15 protein-coding genes are annotated in these 15,505 nt (G+C 61.5%); 6 read left to right on the top strand and 9 right to left on the bottom strand.

The features are described 5' to 3' along the window. Positions 1–48: 48 nt before the first annotated feature. From Q0899_RS08040 to Q0899_RS08020, 5 genes are all read right to left on the bottom strand, one after another. Positions 49–1,371 (bottom strand): AarF/ABC1/UbiB kinase family protein, encoded by a 1,323-nt coding sequence (locus Q0899_RS08040; RefSeq protein WP_299192038.1) that lies wholly within the window; start codon positions 1,369–1,371, stop codon positions 49–51. After that, entirely contained in the window at positions 1,368–1,460 is a 93-nt protein-coding gene (locus tag Q0899_RS08035) for a DUF2474 domain-containing protein (protein ID WP_299192036.1), read from the bottom strand. The genes Q0899_RS08040 and Q0899_RS08035 overlap by 4 nt, the downstream gene beginning before the upstream one ends. Further along, complete coding sequence (cydB, locus tag Q0899_RS08030) at positions 1,460–2,470, bottom strand: cytochrome d ubiquinol oxidase subunit II (RefSeq protein WP_299192034.1); 1,011 nt, start codon at positions 2,468–2,470, stop codon at positions 1,460–1,462. The genes Q0899_RS08035 and cydB overlap by 1 nt, the downstream gene beginning before the upstream one ends. Next, complete coding sequence (locus tag Q0899_RS08025; protein ID WP_299192032.1) at positions 2,467–3,882, bottom strand: cytochrome ubiquinol oxidase subunit I; 1,416 nt, start codon at positions 3,880–3,882, stop codon at positions 2,467–2,469. The genes cydB and Q0899_RS08025 overlap by 4 nt, the downstream gene beginning before the upstream one ends. Positions 3,883–4,003: 121 nt before the next feature. Next, the gene (locus Q0899_RS08020) at positions 4,004–4,909 is read right to left on the bottom strand and encodes an AraC family transcriptional regulator (protein WP_298296766.1); all 906 of its coding nucleotides are present in this window, start codon (positions 4,907–4,909) and stop codon (positions 4,004–4,006) included. A 128-nt stretch (positions 4,910–5,037) separates the two neighbouring features. Here Q0899_RS08020 and Q0899_RS08015 point away from each other — a divergent pair, with 128 nt between their 5' ends. Beyond that, entirely contained in the window at positions 5,038–5,877 is an 840-nt protein-coding gene (locus Q0899_RS08015) for a cysteine hydrolase (RefSeq protein ID WP_298296769.1), read from the top strand. A gap of 63 nt (positions 5,878–5,940) precedes the next feature. Here the strand turns inward: Q0899_RS08015 and Q0899_RS08010 are convergent, their stop codons facing one another. From Q0899_RS08010 to Q0899_RS07995, 4 genes are read right to left on the bottom strand one after another with little or no spacing between them, the layout of a single operon-like run. Beyond that, positions 5,941–7,092, bottom strand: a complete 1,152-nt coding sequence (locus Q0899_RS08010) for a CaiB/BaiF CoA-transferase family protein (protein WP_299192029.1) — start codon at positions 7,090–7,092, stop codon at positions 5,941–5,943. Positions 7,093–7,095: 3 nt separating this feature from the next. Beyond that, positions 7,096–8,250 (bottom strand): CaiB/BaiF CoA-transferase family protein, encoded by a 1,155-nt coding sequence (locus Q0899_RS08005; protein ID WP_299192027.1) that lies wholly within the window; start codon positions 8,248–8,250, stop codon positions 7,096–7,098. 15 nt (positions 8,251–8,265) lie between these two features. Next, complete coding sequence (locus Q0899_RS08000; protein WP_299192025.1) at positions 8,266–9,075, bottom strand: IclR family transcriptional regulator; 810 nt, start codon at positions 9,073–9,075, stop codon at positions 8,266–8,268. Beyond that, positions 9,072–9,842 (bottom strand): enoyl-CoA hydratase/isomerase family protein, encoded by a 771-nt coding sequence (locus Q0899_RS07995; RefSeq protein ID WP_299192023.1) that lies wholly within the window; start codon positions 9,840–9,842, stop codon positions 9,072–9,074. The genes Q0899_RS08000 and Q0899_RS07995 overlap by 4 nt, the downstream gene beginning before the upstream one ends. A 176-nt stretch (positions 9,843–10,018) precedes the next feature. Between Q0899_RS07995 and Q0899_RS07990 the strand changes: the two genes are divergently transcribed. From Q0899_RS07990 to Q0899_RS07970, 5 genes are all read left to right on the top strand, one after another. Further along, positions 10,019–11,131, top strand: a complete 1,113-nt coding sequence (locus Q0899_RS07990; protein WP_299192021.1) for an extracellular solute-binding protein — start codon at positions 10,019–10,021, stop codon at positions 11,129–11,131. A gap of 3 nt (positions 11,132–11,134) precedes the next feature. Then, positions 11,135–11,851, top strand: coding sequence for an SDR family NAD(P)-dependent oxidoreductase (locus tag Q0899_RS07985; RefSeq protein WP_299192019.1), 717 nt, complete (start codon positions 11,135–11,137; stop codon positions 11,849–11,851). A 12-nt stretch (positions 11,852–11,863) separates the two neighbouring features. Further along, positions 11,864–12,892: an alcohol dehydrogenase catalytic domain-containing protein gene (locus Q0899_RS07980; RefSeq protein ID WP_299192017.1), complete on the top strand. Its 1,029-nt coding sequence runs from the start codon at positions 11,864–11,866 to the stop codon at positions 12,890–12,892. 4 nt (positions 12,893–12,896) lie between these two features. Further along, entirely contained in the window at positions 12,897–14,330 is a 1,434-nt protein-coding gene (locus tag Q0899_RS07975; RefSeq protein WP_299192015.1) for an aldehyde dehydrogenase family protein, read from the top strand. A 159-nt stretch (positions 14,331–14,489) separates the two neighbouring features. After that, positions 14,490–15,443: a sugar ABC transporter substrate-binding protein gene (locus Q0899_RS07970; protein WP_299192013.1), complete on the top strand. Its 954-nt coding sequence runs from the start codon at positions 14,490–14,492 to the stop codon at positions 15,441–15,443. The last annotated feature ends 62 nt before the right edge of the window (positions 15,444–15,505 follow it).

Raw genomic sequence — 15,505 nt, 5'->3', positions numbered from 1 at the left:
GGGGGCTCTGCCCCCAAACCCCCGAGGTATTTTTGAAACAATGATGGGTCAGAGGTAAGGGGCGAGCACTGCGCCCATATCGACGTGCGCTTTCAGACGCGTGGCGAGCAGGTAGATGCCGCCGACTTTGCGTTGCAGAAACAGCGTGTCGACAGGGGGGAGGGGCACGTAGGAGCGGTCGTCAGCCATGTCGAGGCCAGCCTCGCGCAGCTCGCCCAAGAGGTCAGTGTTGCCGAAATCATAGACGGCACCGGAGCGCAGCGGGGCCATGGCCATCTCGAAAACGTGCATCAGGACCGCCTCGATACCTTCGGGGATCTGGTCGTCATAGAGGCCGATATCGATGAAGGCCGCGCGCAACGCCTCGCTGTCGGCGGCCATGCCCGCGTGAAGAACCGCCTTGTATTGACCGCCCATCTCGGGTGCGAAGATGCGGGTGGCGCCGAAATCGAGCAGCACGATATTGCCCGTCTCCGCATTGTAGCGGTAGTTGGCGAAGTTGGGGTCGGTCTGCATCACGCCAAATTCGAACAGCTCGCGCAGCACCAGCTTGATCAGCTCGGTGGCGACATGGTCGCGGGTGAGTTGGTCCGCCGTGGCAAGCTCTTCAATTGCCACGCCTTTCTCGAAGGACATACCCAGGATATCGGGGGTGACGAAATCCTCTTGCAAGCTGGGCAGGGTGAACCCCTCGGCCCCTTGCATCAGGTTGCGGTATCTCAGCAGGAAATTTGCCTCCCGTTCATAGTCGGCCTCGTCATGCAGCTGCAGGCGGGCTTCTTCGAGCATCGGCGCAATATCGAGGCCCTTGGGCAGCATGCCCGACATGGCGATCAGCGAGGCCACATTGCGCAGGTCGCTGTCGATACTGTCGCGCACGCCCAGGTACTGCACCTTCAGCGCGATGTCGCGGCCATCCGTCGTTGTTGCGCGGTGAACCTGCCCGATGGAGGCAGCGGCGATGGGGTGTACGTCGAAACGTTTGAACCGCTTGATGAAGCCTGCGCCCAAGTTAGCGGTCAGCACCTGTTTCAGCTGCTTGGGCGGCATGAAATGCGCGTCTGAGCGGAGCGCGGACAGGATGTCGGCAAGTTCGGGCGGCATCAGGTCTGCGGCCTCCATCGACAGCATCTGGCCCATCTTCATAGCCGCCCCGCGCATTTGCGACAGCTGCTTGGTCAGCCGCGCGGCGTTGGAGGGCGTCATCACCAGATCGCGCAGCTCGGGCCTGCGGCCCGACACCAGTTCCCGCCCGCCTGCAAGGGCGACGTTGCCTGCCACCGAAGCCGCCAACCCGCCCATCCGCGCCAGCCGGGAAATACGACCAGAGGGAACGGCGAGGCCGCGTCTTGTGTCCGGCTTCGGGCTCACAAGATAGCGAGCTTGATCAGGTACGCCACAACGCTCAGCACCGCGACGCCAGCGAACCAAAGGCCCACGAACCACGCCACCTTTGACATCAGTGGTACCCCTCATTCGGGTCGATCTTGCCGCGGAACACCCAGTAGGAATAAGCGGTGTAGGCCAGAATGATCGGGATCAGGATCACCGCGCCCACCAGCGCGAAGGCAAGGCTGCTGTCGGGGGCTGCGGCTTCCGCGATGGTCATGCCGGGCGGCACGATATGCGGGTAGAAGCTGATGCCGATGCCGACGAAGCCCAGCACGAACATGCCCACGGCGCACAGGAACGGCGCGGTGTCGTGATGCCGCGACAGCCCGAAGAACAGCCGCCAGATGCAGAAGGCCAGCAGCAGCGGGATGAGGGCGGCAAATGCGATGCTGGGCCAAGCAAACCAGCGGTCGAAATAGACCGGATCAAGGAACGGGGTCGCGAAACTGACCGCCCCCATGAACACCACGGTGGCAATGGCGGCGGGCCATGCAAGATCGCGCATATGGGATTGAATGCGACCCTCCAGCTTCATATTCAGCCATGTGGCCCCCAGCATCATGTAGCCCACGGTGACGGCCACCCCGGTCAGGATCGAGAACGGCGTCAGCCAATCCCACCAGCCGCCCGCGTAGGCGCGGTCCGCGACCTCGATGCCCTGCACCAACGCGCCAAGCGCGATACCCTGCATGAAACCCGCCATGTAAGACCCGCCCGCAAAGGACATGTCCCAGACCCATTTCCAGCGCTCAGTACGCCAGCGGTATTCAAAGGCCACGCCCCTGAACACCAGCGCCAGCAGCATCAAGGTGATCGGCATATAAAGCGCGGGCAACACAACCGCGTAGGCCAGCGGGAACACCGCAAATAACCCGCCGCCGCCCATGACCAGCCACGTCTCATTGCCGTCCCAGACGGGGGCGACCGAGTTCATCATCATATCCCGCTCCTTCTCCTTCTTGGTGAAGGGGAAGAGCATGCCGACGCCAAGATCGAACCCGTCGAGGATCACATAGGTCAGCACCGCGAAGGCGATGATGCCGGCCCAGATGAAAGAAAGTTCCAGTCCAAAGATCATGTCACTTGCTCCGCCGGTTGGCTGGTGCGGGGGCCAGCCGGGTGCAATCCGGTGCCGCGCATCGGGCCCTCGCGCAGGCCGATTTTCTTTTGGTCGGTGGGTGGCACGCCCATCATGCGCAGCAGGTAGAAAGTGCCCGCGCCGAAGACGAAGAAATAGACCACGATGAAGGCAATCAGCGAGGCCGCCACGGCCGGGGCCGCCACCGGCGCAAGGCTCTCGGAAGTACGCATCAGCCCGTAGACAGTGAAGGGTTGACGGCCCACTTCCGTGGTGACCCAACCCGCCAGCACGGCGACAAACCCCATTGGCCCCATCGCGAAGGACGCCCTGTGCAGCCATTTGGATGTGTAGAGCGTGCCGCTCCAGCGGGACCAAAGCGACCACAGACCCAGCCCCAGCATCGCAAAGCCGATGCCGATCATGATGCGGAAGGAGAAGAAGACGATTGTTACGGGCGGCTCGTCCTCGTCGGCAATCGTGTCCAGCCCATCCAGCGGCGCGTTCAGGTCGTGCTTGAGGATCAGGGAGGACAGTTTGGGGAATTCGATGGCGTAGTCGATCCGCTTCTCCTCCTCATTGGGGATGCCAAACAGGATCAGCGGGGCGCCCTCGGGGTAGCTGTCGTAATGCCCCTCCATCGCCATGACCTTTTGCGGTTGGTGCTCGTAGGTGTTCAGCCCGTGCAGATCGCCGGCAAAGATTTGCAGCGGGGTCACGATGACCAGCATCCACATGCCCATGGAAAACATCTTGCGGCTGGGTTTGTCGGCGTCGCCCTTGAGGAAGTGATACGCCCCGGCCCCCGCCACCACCAGCGCAGTGGTCAGGTAGGCGGCCAGCACCATATGGGTCAGGCGGTAGGGGAAGGACGGGTTGAAGACGATCTCCCACCAGTCTTCCGGTACGAACTGGCCAACTTCGTTGATGGAATAGCCCGCGGGGGTCTGCATCCAAGAGTTTACCGACAAAATCCACGTGGCCGACATCAGCGTGCCGAAGGCCACCATGCCGGTGGCAAACATATGCAGCTTGTCGCCCACGCGGTTGCGGCCAAAGAGCATGATGCCCAGGAATCCGGCCTCCAGGAAGAAGGCCGACAGGATTTCGTAGGCCATGAGCGGTCCAAGGATCGGCCCCGTGCGGTCGGAGAAGACCGACCAATTGGTGCCGAACTGATACGACATCACGATGCCGGACACGACGCCCATGCCGAAGGCCACGGCGAAGATTTTCTTCCAGTAGTTGAACAGGGTCAGATAGGTCTCGTCGCGGGTTTTGAGCCAAAGCGCGTTCAAAACCGCCAGATAGGAGGCCAACCCGATCGAGAAGGACGGGAAAATGATATGGAACGACACGGTAAACGCGAATTGGAACCGGGCCAGTGTCTCTGCTGTAAATCCGTCAAGCATGGGAAAATGCCTTCATCCGAGTTTTCTTTGTCTAACACATAGGGTGGCATTTGGGGCGCGACAGGTTCCTAACTGTCGCAGTCAGCCCCATTGGGGGGCGCAAAGTGACGCAGGGGCTTGGCTATTGCGACGAGGCGCGGAAGGCGCGGGGCGATTGTCCGGTTTTTGCCTCAAATGACCGGGTAAAGGCGCTGCGCGACGCAAATCCGACCAGCTCGGCGACGCGTTTCACCGGCAAGTCCGTTTCACGCAGCAGCGACCCAGCGCGGAGCATGCGCAAATCGCGCAGCAGCTCCATCGGGCCGGACCCATAGGCGTCGGCAAAGCGTTTCGCAAAGGAAGCCCTGCTCATGCCGACGCTGTCGGCCAGGCTTTCGACCGTATGTTTGTCGCCGGGCGCATCCAGCATGGACCGCAGGGCGTTCCACACCGACGGGTCGGCCAGGGCGGCCATCCAATGCAGGGCGCGGTCATTTGTCGTCAGCCTGGTCCGCAACATCTCAATCATGCATTGCATCAGAAGGGCGCGGATCATCGCGCGGCTGCCCAGACCGGGGTTGGACACCTCGACCAACAAAGCCTGAAGCGCGGGTCGCAACTGGCTGGAAGAGGACACGTTTTCGATCAGCGGCTCGCGAATGAGGTCGATAACGTCCGTGATGCCGCGCAATCCAACGCTGACATGGGCGCAAAGGGCGGTGAGTTGGCCATTGTCGCTCTGTCGGCTGCCGGCCATCAAGCTGGCCAGCTTCAGCGCGGCAGGTTTGCAGCTCGGCACCGGGTCGCGGGTGGTTCCAAAGCTGTGCAGGGCGTGGCTTTGCAGCGCCGGGATAAGGACCAGAGTGCCGCGCGATACCTTAAGCGGGGGCTTGGACCGCAGCCTGATTTCCCCCTCACCTGACAAGACGTAGTGCAAGGTGGCGGATGCGTCGCGGCCCAGGCCAAGGTCACAGGTCCCCTTCAGTTCGCAAAGCGCAAACGGGTTGGTCTCAATTTCCAGCTCTTCGAAGATGTGCTCGTAGTTCATGGCTTCTGCGTAACGCGATTTTAGACGGAAAGGCACCTTTGAAATAGATTGGGCACAAGTATCGGACGGAAAGGCACATGCGAGGTTCTAGGCATATTTCGCATACCGCAAAGAAAAGGATCCAAGAAATGTGTAATTGCGACAATCCAGACCACAACCACAAAGGCCCCGAGTTGACCCGCCGCGCGGCGCTGCGGGGCGGCATCGCGGCCTCCGCCGCCGCTGCAGCTGTTGTTGCCGGTAGCCAATCGGCGCAGGCGCAGGCGGCCAGCCCCTATGCTGACCCCGCCGAACCCGCGTTGCCGCCATCCAACATGAAGCTGGACCTGTCCCGCGCCGCGTTGGTGGTGACCGACCCGCAGGTTGATTTTCTGCACCCCGAGGGCGTGACCTGGGGCGTCATCGGCGCCAGCGTGACCGAGCATAACACCGTCGAAAACATCGAAACGCTGTTCAAAGCAGCGAAGGCTGCTGACATCACCACCGCCGTCTCGCCGCATTACTACTACCCGACGGATCACGGCTGGAAATTCGAAGGCGCGCTGGAAAAGCTGATGCACAAGATCGGCATGTTTGACCGCAAAGGCGCTTTGAACCTCGACGGGTTTGAAGGGTCCGGCGCTGATTGGATGCCTCAGTACAAGCAATATATCGAGGACGGAAAAACCATCGTGACGTCGCCGCACAAGGTCTACGGCAATGACACGAACGACCTGTCGCTGCAGCTGCGCAAGCAAGGGGTGGATCAGGTCATTCTGGCGGGTATGTCGGCCAATCTTTGCACCGAAAGCCACATGCGCGAACTGCTTGAAGACGGGTTCGAGGTTGCCGTTGTGCGCGACGCAACCGCTGCTGCAATGCTGCCGGAAGGGGACGGCTACCTCGCCGCCTTGATCAATTTCCGCTACATGGCGAATGCCGTCTGGAGCACCGAAGAGGCGGTTGCACAAATCCAGGCCGCAACCTGATGTTACGAACGACCCCTTGCCCCACTGGAATGGGGCAGGGGGTCAGCCCCGGCGCATCGCGACCTAGTGCAGATCGAATTCCTTACGTATTTCTGTGGCATGGGCGTTCAGCAGCGGCGCGCCTACCGTGGCCGACGGTCTTTGGCCGTCCAACCGAATGGGGCTTCGCATCGTTTCAAGCTTGGATGACGACGCGTGGCCGATGACGGAATGAATGCCCAGACGGTCAAACGCCCCCATCGCGGTAAGCTCGTCCCACCCGACCACCTCGGCGCACCAGACCTGCTTTGCGGACAAGTCGGCTTCCCAGTCGCGCGCTGGTCGCGTGCGAAGGTGACGTTCAATGCGGCGGTATACTTCGTCGCGGGACTGGAACGCCGCATGCGGCTCCCGAAGATCAGCAAAGAGGTCCGCGTCACCAAGCGCTTTGGCCAAAGCGGGGAGCGGGGTCATGGCAATGGCCAGAAAACCGTCTGACGTCGGGTATACGCCATATGGCGCGGCAAGGTAGCCATGCGCCGATCCGCGCTGCAGCCGCTCCGGGGGGACCAACCCGTTATTGCGATAGGTCGTCAGGAACTCGAATTGCAGGTCGATCAGGGCCTCAAGCAAGCTGGTTTCGACATGCGCGCCGCGCCCGGTCCTTGCGTGCCGGAAAAGTGCGCCCAACAGCCCCTGTGCCAGTGCGGCCCCTGCGGCAATGTCGGCAATCGGAAGGCCGAGCGGGACGGGGCCGTCATCGGAGTTTCCGCTGAGCCACATGATGCCGGATCGCGCTTGGGCCAGAAGGTCCTGACCTGGCGCGTCGGCCCAGGCGTCAGCGGCTCCGTAGCCTGAAATTGAGCCGTAGATAATGTCGGGTTTTATGGCCGCCGCAGTGGCATATCCCACACCCAACCTGTCCATGACGCCGGGCCGAAAGTTCTGGATTACGATGTCGGCCTGCGCCATCAATTTCCGCGCGCTTTCAAGGCCTTCAGCGGTTTTCAGGTTCAGCGCGATGCTTTGTTTGCCGCGGTTTATCGCGTGAAAAAGGGTGGAATCGCCGTCAACCTCGGTTTCGCTCAGGTAATGGCTCCGGCACAGGTCGCCGCCATCCGGGTTTTCAACCTTGATAACCCGCGCGCCCATGTCCAGCAGCCGCAATGATGCGTATGGGCCGGCAAGGAACTGGCTGAAATCGACGACAAGAACGCCGTCCAGAGGCAACTCCATGCGCTAGACCCTTTCTGCAAATATGTCCGCGGTATCTGCGCCAAGCCTCGGCGCGCCTTGCTCTGATCTCAGCTGCTTGCCGTCAATCCGGATCGGGCTGGTCGTGGTGCGCGCCTCTGCACCAGAGGTCGACCGAATGGTCTGAACCGCGTCAAGTGCCTTGAAGCCGTCCGTTTTGACAAAGTCCGGCCAATTCAGCACCGGCGCGCACCAGACGCCGGCGGGCTCCAACAGGTCAAGCCAATGCTGGGTGGGTTGGGTCAAAAACACGTCGGCGATAATCGCCTTGATCTCGTTGAGGTGGGAAAAGGACTGGTCTTGCGAAAAGGTTGCGACCTCGGGCGAGCCCAACAGATCCGCAACTTTTTCAAGCGGGGTCATCGCGAAGGCCAGATAGCCGTCCGCCGTTTTGTACACGCCGTAAGGGGCCGGTTGGTAAGGGTTGGCGTTGCCCAGCGCGTGGCGCTTTGGTTGGGTCAGATGGTCGTTCAGAAAGCAGGTGAATTGCTCAAATGTCATGTCGAGCGCGGCAGATAGCAGGTCCACCTCGACCAGACCGCCCTCGTTGGTGATCCCGCGGCGGACCAGACAGGCCAGTATGCCCTGCACCAGGTTGCCTGCGGTCGCCACGTCAAGCATCGCATAGCCCGTCGGCACCGGCCCGTCCTGCGCGTTGCCGTTCAGCCAGGCAATGCCTGACAGGGATTGGGCCAGCAAATCTTGCCCCGGTTTGTTGCTCCAGGGGCCCACGGTGCCGTAGCCTGACACTGCGCCATAGACGATACGCGGGTTGAGGCTACGCACCGTCTCATATCCGAGCCCGACACGGTCCATAACACCGGGGCGAAAGTTGTGGATCATCACGTCGGCGGTTTTGATCAGGCGTTTGACGGCGGCAAGGTCGCCGGGGTCCTTCAGATCCGCGGTGACGCTCTTCTTGCCGCGGTTGAATGTATGAAAAACAAGGCTGTCCTCGTCCAGCCTCTGATCGTTGACGACCATGGACCGGCACAGGTCGCCGCCTTGCGGTCGTTCGATTTTGATAACCTCAGCGCCCAGATCGCAAAGCCTCAGCGCAGCCACCGGTCCAGCAAGGAATTGAGCGAAGTCCAATACGCGCAGCCCTTGCAAGGGCAACTCAACGGCGGTCTGGGTCATCTTCACAGGGGGTCCTTATTGGGTGAGCGGGGTCTCAAACGGGCTGGTCTCCAGCAAGAAGCCCAATGACTGCGACAGCTCCAGCGCCGTCATCCGGATTGTTGCGAGCGCGGCGTCGGCATCGGTATTGGCGTCGCGTTGCTCGATAAAGCCGGACGTGATCGCCGCGGCGACGCCGCGCGTGTCAAAGACCGGGACGCAGAGGTTTCGAACGCCGTGGATCATGGTGCTGGGCGTGTCCTCAAACCCGTTCAGGCGGATGCGCTCAAGACGGGCCTTCACGGCGGATTGCTCCTTCTTGGGCAGCCGCCCGATATACCGCTCTTGGATGTCTGCCGTTGAAAACGCCAGGATGACATGGCCAGAACTGGTCTGATCGACCGGAAACAACGCGCCCGTGCGCACGGAATACCCGGCGGGCAGGGGGCTTGGCACGGATGCCAGCACAAGCACATTGGTGCGGTTGAGAACGCCCAGATGACAAGATTGCCGCGTCGCCGCCGCGATGCGTTCCAGCAAGGGGACCCCGGCGGCGATCAGCCGTTCGGTCGGGTCGTGGGTATGGGCCAGCTCAAACAGTTTGAGGGTCAGCGCGTAGCGGCTGGTGTCGCTGCTTTGCTGCAAAAAGCCGCGCTCCGCCAGGTAAACGACAACGCGGTACAGCTCGCCCATCGTCCGCCCCAGCGCGTCAACGATTTCGTTCATCGTCAAACCGTCCGGGGATCTGGCCAGCAGCTCCAGGACGTCCAGCGCCTTTTCAACGGCGGGAACCGCCACTTTGGACTTCCTGTCCGTGGCGGAAATGCTTTTGCCCTGTCGCGTCATGAGTGTTCTCCGTTTTTCTCAGCGCGCAGCTTAGCGTGTTCGGCCTTGGCAAAGCAAAGTGACATCAGATCATTCTCATGCCGCAGCCCCTGTTCGGTGGATAAATCCATCGCGCCACGCACGGCGGCCTTCACCGATTGAGTCGCAACGCTGGAATATTCGGCGATTTGCGCGGCTATCTCGCGCGCCTTGGCAAGCTCCGCCTCAGGCTCGTCCTGAACAAGCCATTCCACCATGCCCATTGCGTCCGCCTCCTCGGCGCTGAACCGGTCGCCTGTCAGCAGCAGCTTCATGGCCTGCCCGTAGCCGCACATTTGGGTCAGGTGCTGGGCCGCCCCGCCGGCTCCGTTCCATCCCAGCCGAACCTCTGGGGCCGAAAACACCGCAGACCGCGCCACCACCCTCATGTCGCAGGCAAGCGCGATTTCAAGCCCGCCGCCAAGCGCCCAGCCTTTGATCGCGGCGATGGACGGTTTGCGCAGGCCTAGGATTGGCGGGATGTAGTCGAACCTGTTGCGCCAGGCCCAGAAGTCTTCGTACCCCTCCAGCGCCTTGATGTCGGAGCCGGCGCAAAACGCGCGTTCACCGGCGCCGCGGATGATCACCACATGGACGGCGGATGTTTCATTGGCGTCGGCGCAGCAGGTCGCAATCTTGCGGTACATGTCCGGCGTCAACGCATTGTGTTTTGAGGGGCGGTCAAGGATGATTTCGCCGATGTGATTGTCGACGTCTAGCCGCACGTCGCCGTCCGTTTTGTCCGCCATATGCTCCTCGGGTCGCCCGGATGTCTGTCGTCGCGGGGAAGTCCGCAAATGTTAGTGACCACATTTTCCGCTCATCGTAATACCACGTCACTTGCAAATATCAAAATCATTTTGACACTTGCAAGTGATTGCCGCGCCGCGCCATAATCGATGGCAGGATTTGCAAGGCGGCAACGATGACACTCAAAGGAATGACCTGGGACCACCCGCGTGGCTACGATCCCGTTCTGGCGGCGTCTGAGCGGTTCGCGCTGCAGACCGGTGTGCGCATTGAGTGGGACAAGCGGTCGCTTCAGGCCTTTGCGGACGCGCCGATTCTGGGCTTGGCCGAAACCTACGACCTTATCGTGCTGGATCACCCGCATGTCGGACAAATCGCCGAGTCGGGGGCGTTGTTGCCGCTTGAGCCCCCAGATGATCCGGATGCTTCCTTAGGTGGGTCCGCCGAAAGCTACAATTGGAACGGGCAGTGCTGGGCCTACGCCTTGGATGCGGCCTGCCAGATGGCGGCCTATCGGCCTGATCTGGCCCCGCCGCTGCCAAAGAGGTGGGAAGACTTTTTGAGCGAAGAGGCCGCGCAGTACCGGCCGCTGACCCCGCTCTTGCCGGTTGATGCGTTTGATATGTTCATGACGCTGGTTGCCGGTCGGGGCGGCGCCGACATGCCGGTGGATGCTGACAGGTTCGTCAGTGACGACAATGGGATATACGCGCTGCAGGTCCTGCGCGCGCTCTATCGCCTCGGGCCGGGCGACCAGATCAAGATGAACCCCATAGCCGTGTTGGACACGCTTTGCGAGACGGACGAGTTCTCCTGCGCGCCCTGCCTGTTTGGCTACGTGAACTACGCAAGGCCGGGGTTTCGCCGAAACCGGGTCGCCTATTTTGATTTGCCGCTCTGCGCCGGGCAGTCCCTGCCACGTGCGATCCTGGGGGGCGCGGGGATTGGGGTCTCTGCCAAAACGACGCATCCGGACACCGCCACCCGGTTTGCGCGCTGGATCACATCGCGCGAGGTGCAGTCGGGCGTTTACCTGTCCAACAACGGCCAGCCCGCCAACCGGCACACGTGGCTCGACCATCAGGAAGACGCGGATGTTGCGGGATTTTTCAAAGGCGGCCTGCGCACCATTGACGCGGCATGGACCAGGCCCCGCGCGCCTTGGTTTCTGGGTTTCGTCGACGCCGCTTGCGAGATTATGCCCGGTTTCTTCACCACCGGCGTCGCGTCTGAGACCTTTCTCGCCACCATTAACACGCTTTATCGCCATCACGCAGGGAGGTACTGACCCATGCCCGTCGCCGTCATCACAGGTGGAAACAAGGGCCTCGGCCTCAGCCAGACCAAACGCTTTCTAGGGGCGGGGTTCGACGTGCATGTCGTGGCGCGCAGCCAAGGCGGCACAGATGCGCTTGGCGCGCACTGCGTCTTTCATGAATACGACATCGCCCAAGACCGCGACGCGACTTGGCTGGACGACATTTATCAGACCGCGGGCCCGATCGACGCGTTGATCAACAATGCTGGCGTGCATCTGAAAAAGCCGGTGTGGGACGTCAGCGCTGACGAGCTGGACATGGTGCTCGATATCAATGTGCGCGCGATGTTTGCGGCCTGTGGGCGGTATGTGAAGCTGCATCGCACGACAGGCGGGGCGATCGTCAACGTGGCGTCGATGGGCGGCATCATGGCGCTGCCATCGGCGGCTGCTTATGTCACCGCGAAAACGGCCGTGGTTGGGCTGACCCGCTCCGTCGCGGTGGACGCGGCGCTGTTTGGCATCCGCTGCAATGCGGTCAGCCCCGGCTTCATCGACACGGACATGACCAGAGCCGTGCTCGCCAAAGATCCGGCGCGCCGGGACAAGATAGAGGGGCGCATTCCGAGCCACCGTTTCGGCACCCCCGAGGATGTGGCCAACACCATCTATTATTTGGCGTCCGATCAGGCCGGATATGTCAACGGGGTCAATCTGCCCGTCGACGGCGGCTACGCCATTGGTTTTTGAGGGGCGAATGACATGTCGATGATTGAAACGAAATTGGTCGCGGCCCGCGAGGTGACGACCGCCACGCAGGCCAGCAACGTCTTGCCGGTGGGCCATGTGCGGGTGCAGCTTGCAGCGGCCAGCCTGTGCGGCACCGATCTGCATTACTATTCGCAATTCTCCAACGCCGGGTTCGTTCTGCAAAACCCGGTCACGCTGGGGCACGAGGCCTGCGGATACGTGGTGGACGCCAATGGGTCCGGGCTTGAGACTGGTCAGTTGGTGGCGCTGAACCCCATCATGAATTGCCAGATCTGCGACCCGTGCAAACGCGGCGAGATGAACCTGTGCACGGCAAAGAAATTCCCGGGGTCGGCGACCACGGTGCCGCATCTGGACGGTTTCTTTCGCGACGTCATTGATCACCCCGCACGGTGTTGCCGCCCGGTGGCCGGTAGCGTCAGCCCGCGTCACCTGACATTCGCGGAGCCGATGGCCTGCGCACTACACGCGCTCAACAAGGGCGAGGTGCAGGCGGGTCAAAAGGTACTGGTGACGGGCTGCGGCCCGATGGGGCTTTTGGCGGTTGCCGGTGCGGTCGCACGGGGCGCCGATGTCACGGCACTTGATCTGCGCGCCCCGGCTGTCGAGGTCGCAAAACGGGCAGGCGCGTCGACCGGGCTTGTCCCTGGCACGTTCAAGGACGCCGAGATCGAGAAACGATTTGATGTCGTGATCGAGGCCAGCGGCGCAATTGCCGCCTTCAACACGGCCCTGAAGGCGGTTCGGCAAAAGGGCCGCATTTCTATCCTCAGCAACATTCAATTGCGCTCCGCCGAAGTGGCGCTGCACCTGATCATGCTCAAGGAGATCGAACTTGTCGGCTCCTTCCAATTCAACCGCGAATTTGAAGAGGCGGTTCAGCTGATCGAATCCGGTGCGGTCGATTTTGACGCCCTGACGGCGCAGGCCTTCCCGCTGGGGCAAATAGATCAGGCTTTGCAACTCATGGCCTCGGGCGGGGCCTTCGGGAAAATCATTCTATTGGGGCAGGGGAGCTAGACGAATGTTCTATAAATGCATGATCGATAATGAATGGATCGGCGCGTCTAACGGTGCCCGCATGCCTGTGTTCAACCCCTCAACCGGCAAGCAATGGGCCGAGGTGCCTTCATGCACGCCAGATGACGTGGCGCGCGCGCTGGACAGCTCGCAAAAGGCGCAGCGCCGCTGGCAATTGCTGCCCCCGGTTGAACGCGCGCAGCACATCTACGCAATCGCCAAAGGCGTCGAAAACGAGCGCGAGCTGTTTGAGGAATTGCTGGTACAAGAACAGGGCAAGACCCGCACCGAGGCCGCGGGTGAGGTCACAGACACAATCCGGTACCTCACTTATTCGGCCGAGGCCGCAAGGCGGTTGCGCGGCGACATATTGCCCTCCGACAACCCGCGCGAGCAGCTGTTCATCTACAAAGTGCCCTATGGCGTCACGCTTGCGCTTTGCGCATACAATTATCCGTTGGCGCTAATCGGGCGCAAAGTCGGACCGGCGCTAGTCACCGGCAACACAATGATCATCAAGCCGCATGAGGCGACGCCGGTCACCGCGTCAGTCTTTTGCCGCATCGTGCAAGAGGCAGGGGTCCCGCCCGGCGTGATCAACATGGTTACGGGCACCGGCGTGGATGTCGGCGCGCCGCTGACCACCAGCCCCATCGTGCGCATGATCACGCTGACCGGCTCAATCCGCGCGGGTCAGATGGTGGCCGAAGCCTCGTCGAAAAACATCACCGCCCTGTCGCTGGAGCTCGGCGGCAGTGCGCCGTTCATCGTTCTCAAGGACGCCGATATCGATGCCGCCGTCGAGGCCGCAGTTGTCGCGCGATTTGCCAATGCCGGGCAGGTCTGCATCTGCAATGAAACCGTGCTGGTCGAGGACAGCATCGCCGACGAATTCACCGAAAAACTGCTGAAGCGTGCGGCCAAGGTCAAACTCTGCGACCCCACGTCAAATGGCGGGATGGGCCCAATAACCACGCCGGAGGCGCTTGAGCGCGTGGAAAGGATCGTCGCGGACACCGTGGCGCAGGGCGCCAAAATTGCGCTTGGCGGCAAACGGCCCAATGAGCCTGCGTTTCAGTCCGGGAATTGGTATGAGCCTACGGTTTTGGTCGGCGCGACGCCCGCCTCGGCGGCTGTTCAGGAAGAGATTTTCGGCCCCGTGCTGCCCATCGTGCGGGTCGCCGATTACGAAGAGGCGCTGTCTGTCGCAAATGCCAGGCCGGATGGGCTGTCTGCCTATTTGTGGACCCAAAACCCGTCAATCTACATGGACGCAATTCAGCGCCTTGAAACGGGCACGATTTTTCTGAACTCGGGAATTGTTGGCTATATTCAAGGCTATCACAACGGCCACAAGCTGAGCGGTGTGGGTGGCGAGGACGGTATGCACGGGATCGAAGGATACCTGCAAAAGCGCACGGTTTATCAAAAATTCTAGGACATGGCCCTTGCGATTCCGGGGCGCTCCGAGATCGGTTTATAGTTGTTGCAAATATAAAAGCGACTTGCTTAAATGAAAGTGGAGTAACTGAACGCCTTTCGTGACTGCGCTTCGCGGTCCGGCATTCAGTCGGGAAATTTGAGGAGGAAATCAGAAATGAAGATGCTATTTGGAGCGATTGCTGCGGCCGCGATGTCGATGGCCAACGCCGTGTTTGCGCAAGACATCACCATCGGGCTGTCGGTTGATCAGCTGTTTGAAAGCCGTGTTGCGGTGAATAACGGGATCAAGGCAGGCGCGGCCGACAAGGGCTACGCGGTTGTCGAAGTTGTCGCGGACGGCGACGCCCAGCAGCAAAACGCGCAGATCCAATCTCTGATTGCCCAAGGGGTGGACGCGATCCTCGTCTGCGCCGTGGACCAAAACACGATCGAGCGGGCGCTGATCGCCGCGAAACGGGCCGGTATTCCTGTTGTGGCCTATGATCGCGACCTGCCAGACAGCCAGGTTGTGCAGGCATTTGTCGGGCCGGACTCGCTGATTGATGGCCGTTTGGCAGGTGACTACACCGCGCAGGCGCTTGCGGGCCGCGAGGGCGAGATTGTGATCGTCGAGCTGATCGGCGCATTGAATGACCAGAATGGGATCGACCGCTCTGCGGGCTTCCGCGAAGGCATTGCCGCGCTCAAAAACGTCAAGCTGATCGAGGTTCCGACCGATTGGGACTCGGCGCGCGCCTTGTCCGGTACCCAGAACGCCATTCAGGCGAACCCCGACGTGGCGGCGGTCTTTGCGGCCACCGATACCCATATTCCGGCGGTTGAAACCGTTCTGGCCGATACCGGCAAGCTGGTGCCAATGGGCGAAGACGGCCATGTGGTCATCACCGGTGTGAACGGGTCGCGCGACGGCTATGACGCGGTCATGTCTGGCACCGCGGATGCGTTTGTGGTGATGGGAACAGACGCGACGGGCCGCAAGGCGGTTGATCTGGTGAGCAGCATTCTGGCAGGCGAAACCGTTGAGCGGCTGAACTATGTCGGTGGCAATCTCTACACCGCCGAAAACACCGAGGCGAACGCTGCCAAAATCTGGGGCGCGCCGAAGTAAAGGGCCCGAAGTAAGCCGCGATGTGCCGCTATGGTGGCACATCGCATATAGAATTCCGGGGC

Source organism: uncultured Litoreibacter sp. (assembly GCF_947501785.1).
Lineage (GTDB): Bacteria > Pseudomonadota > Alphaproteobacteria > Rhodobacterales > Rhodobacteraceae > Litoreibacter.
This window is presented reverse-complemented; position numbering and strand designations above follow the sequence as displayed.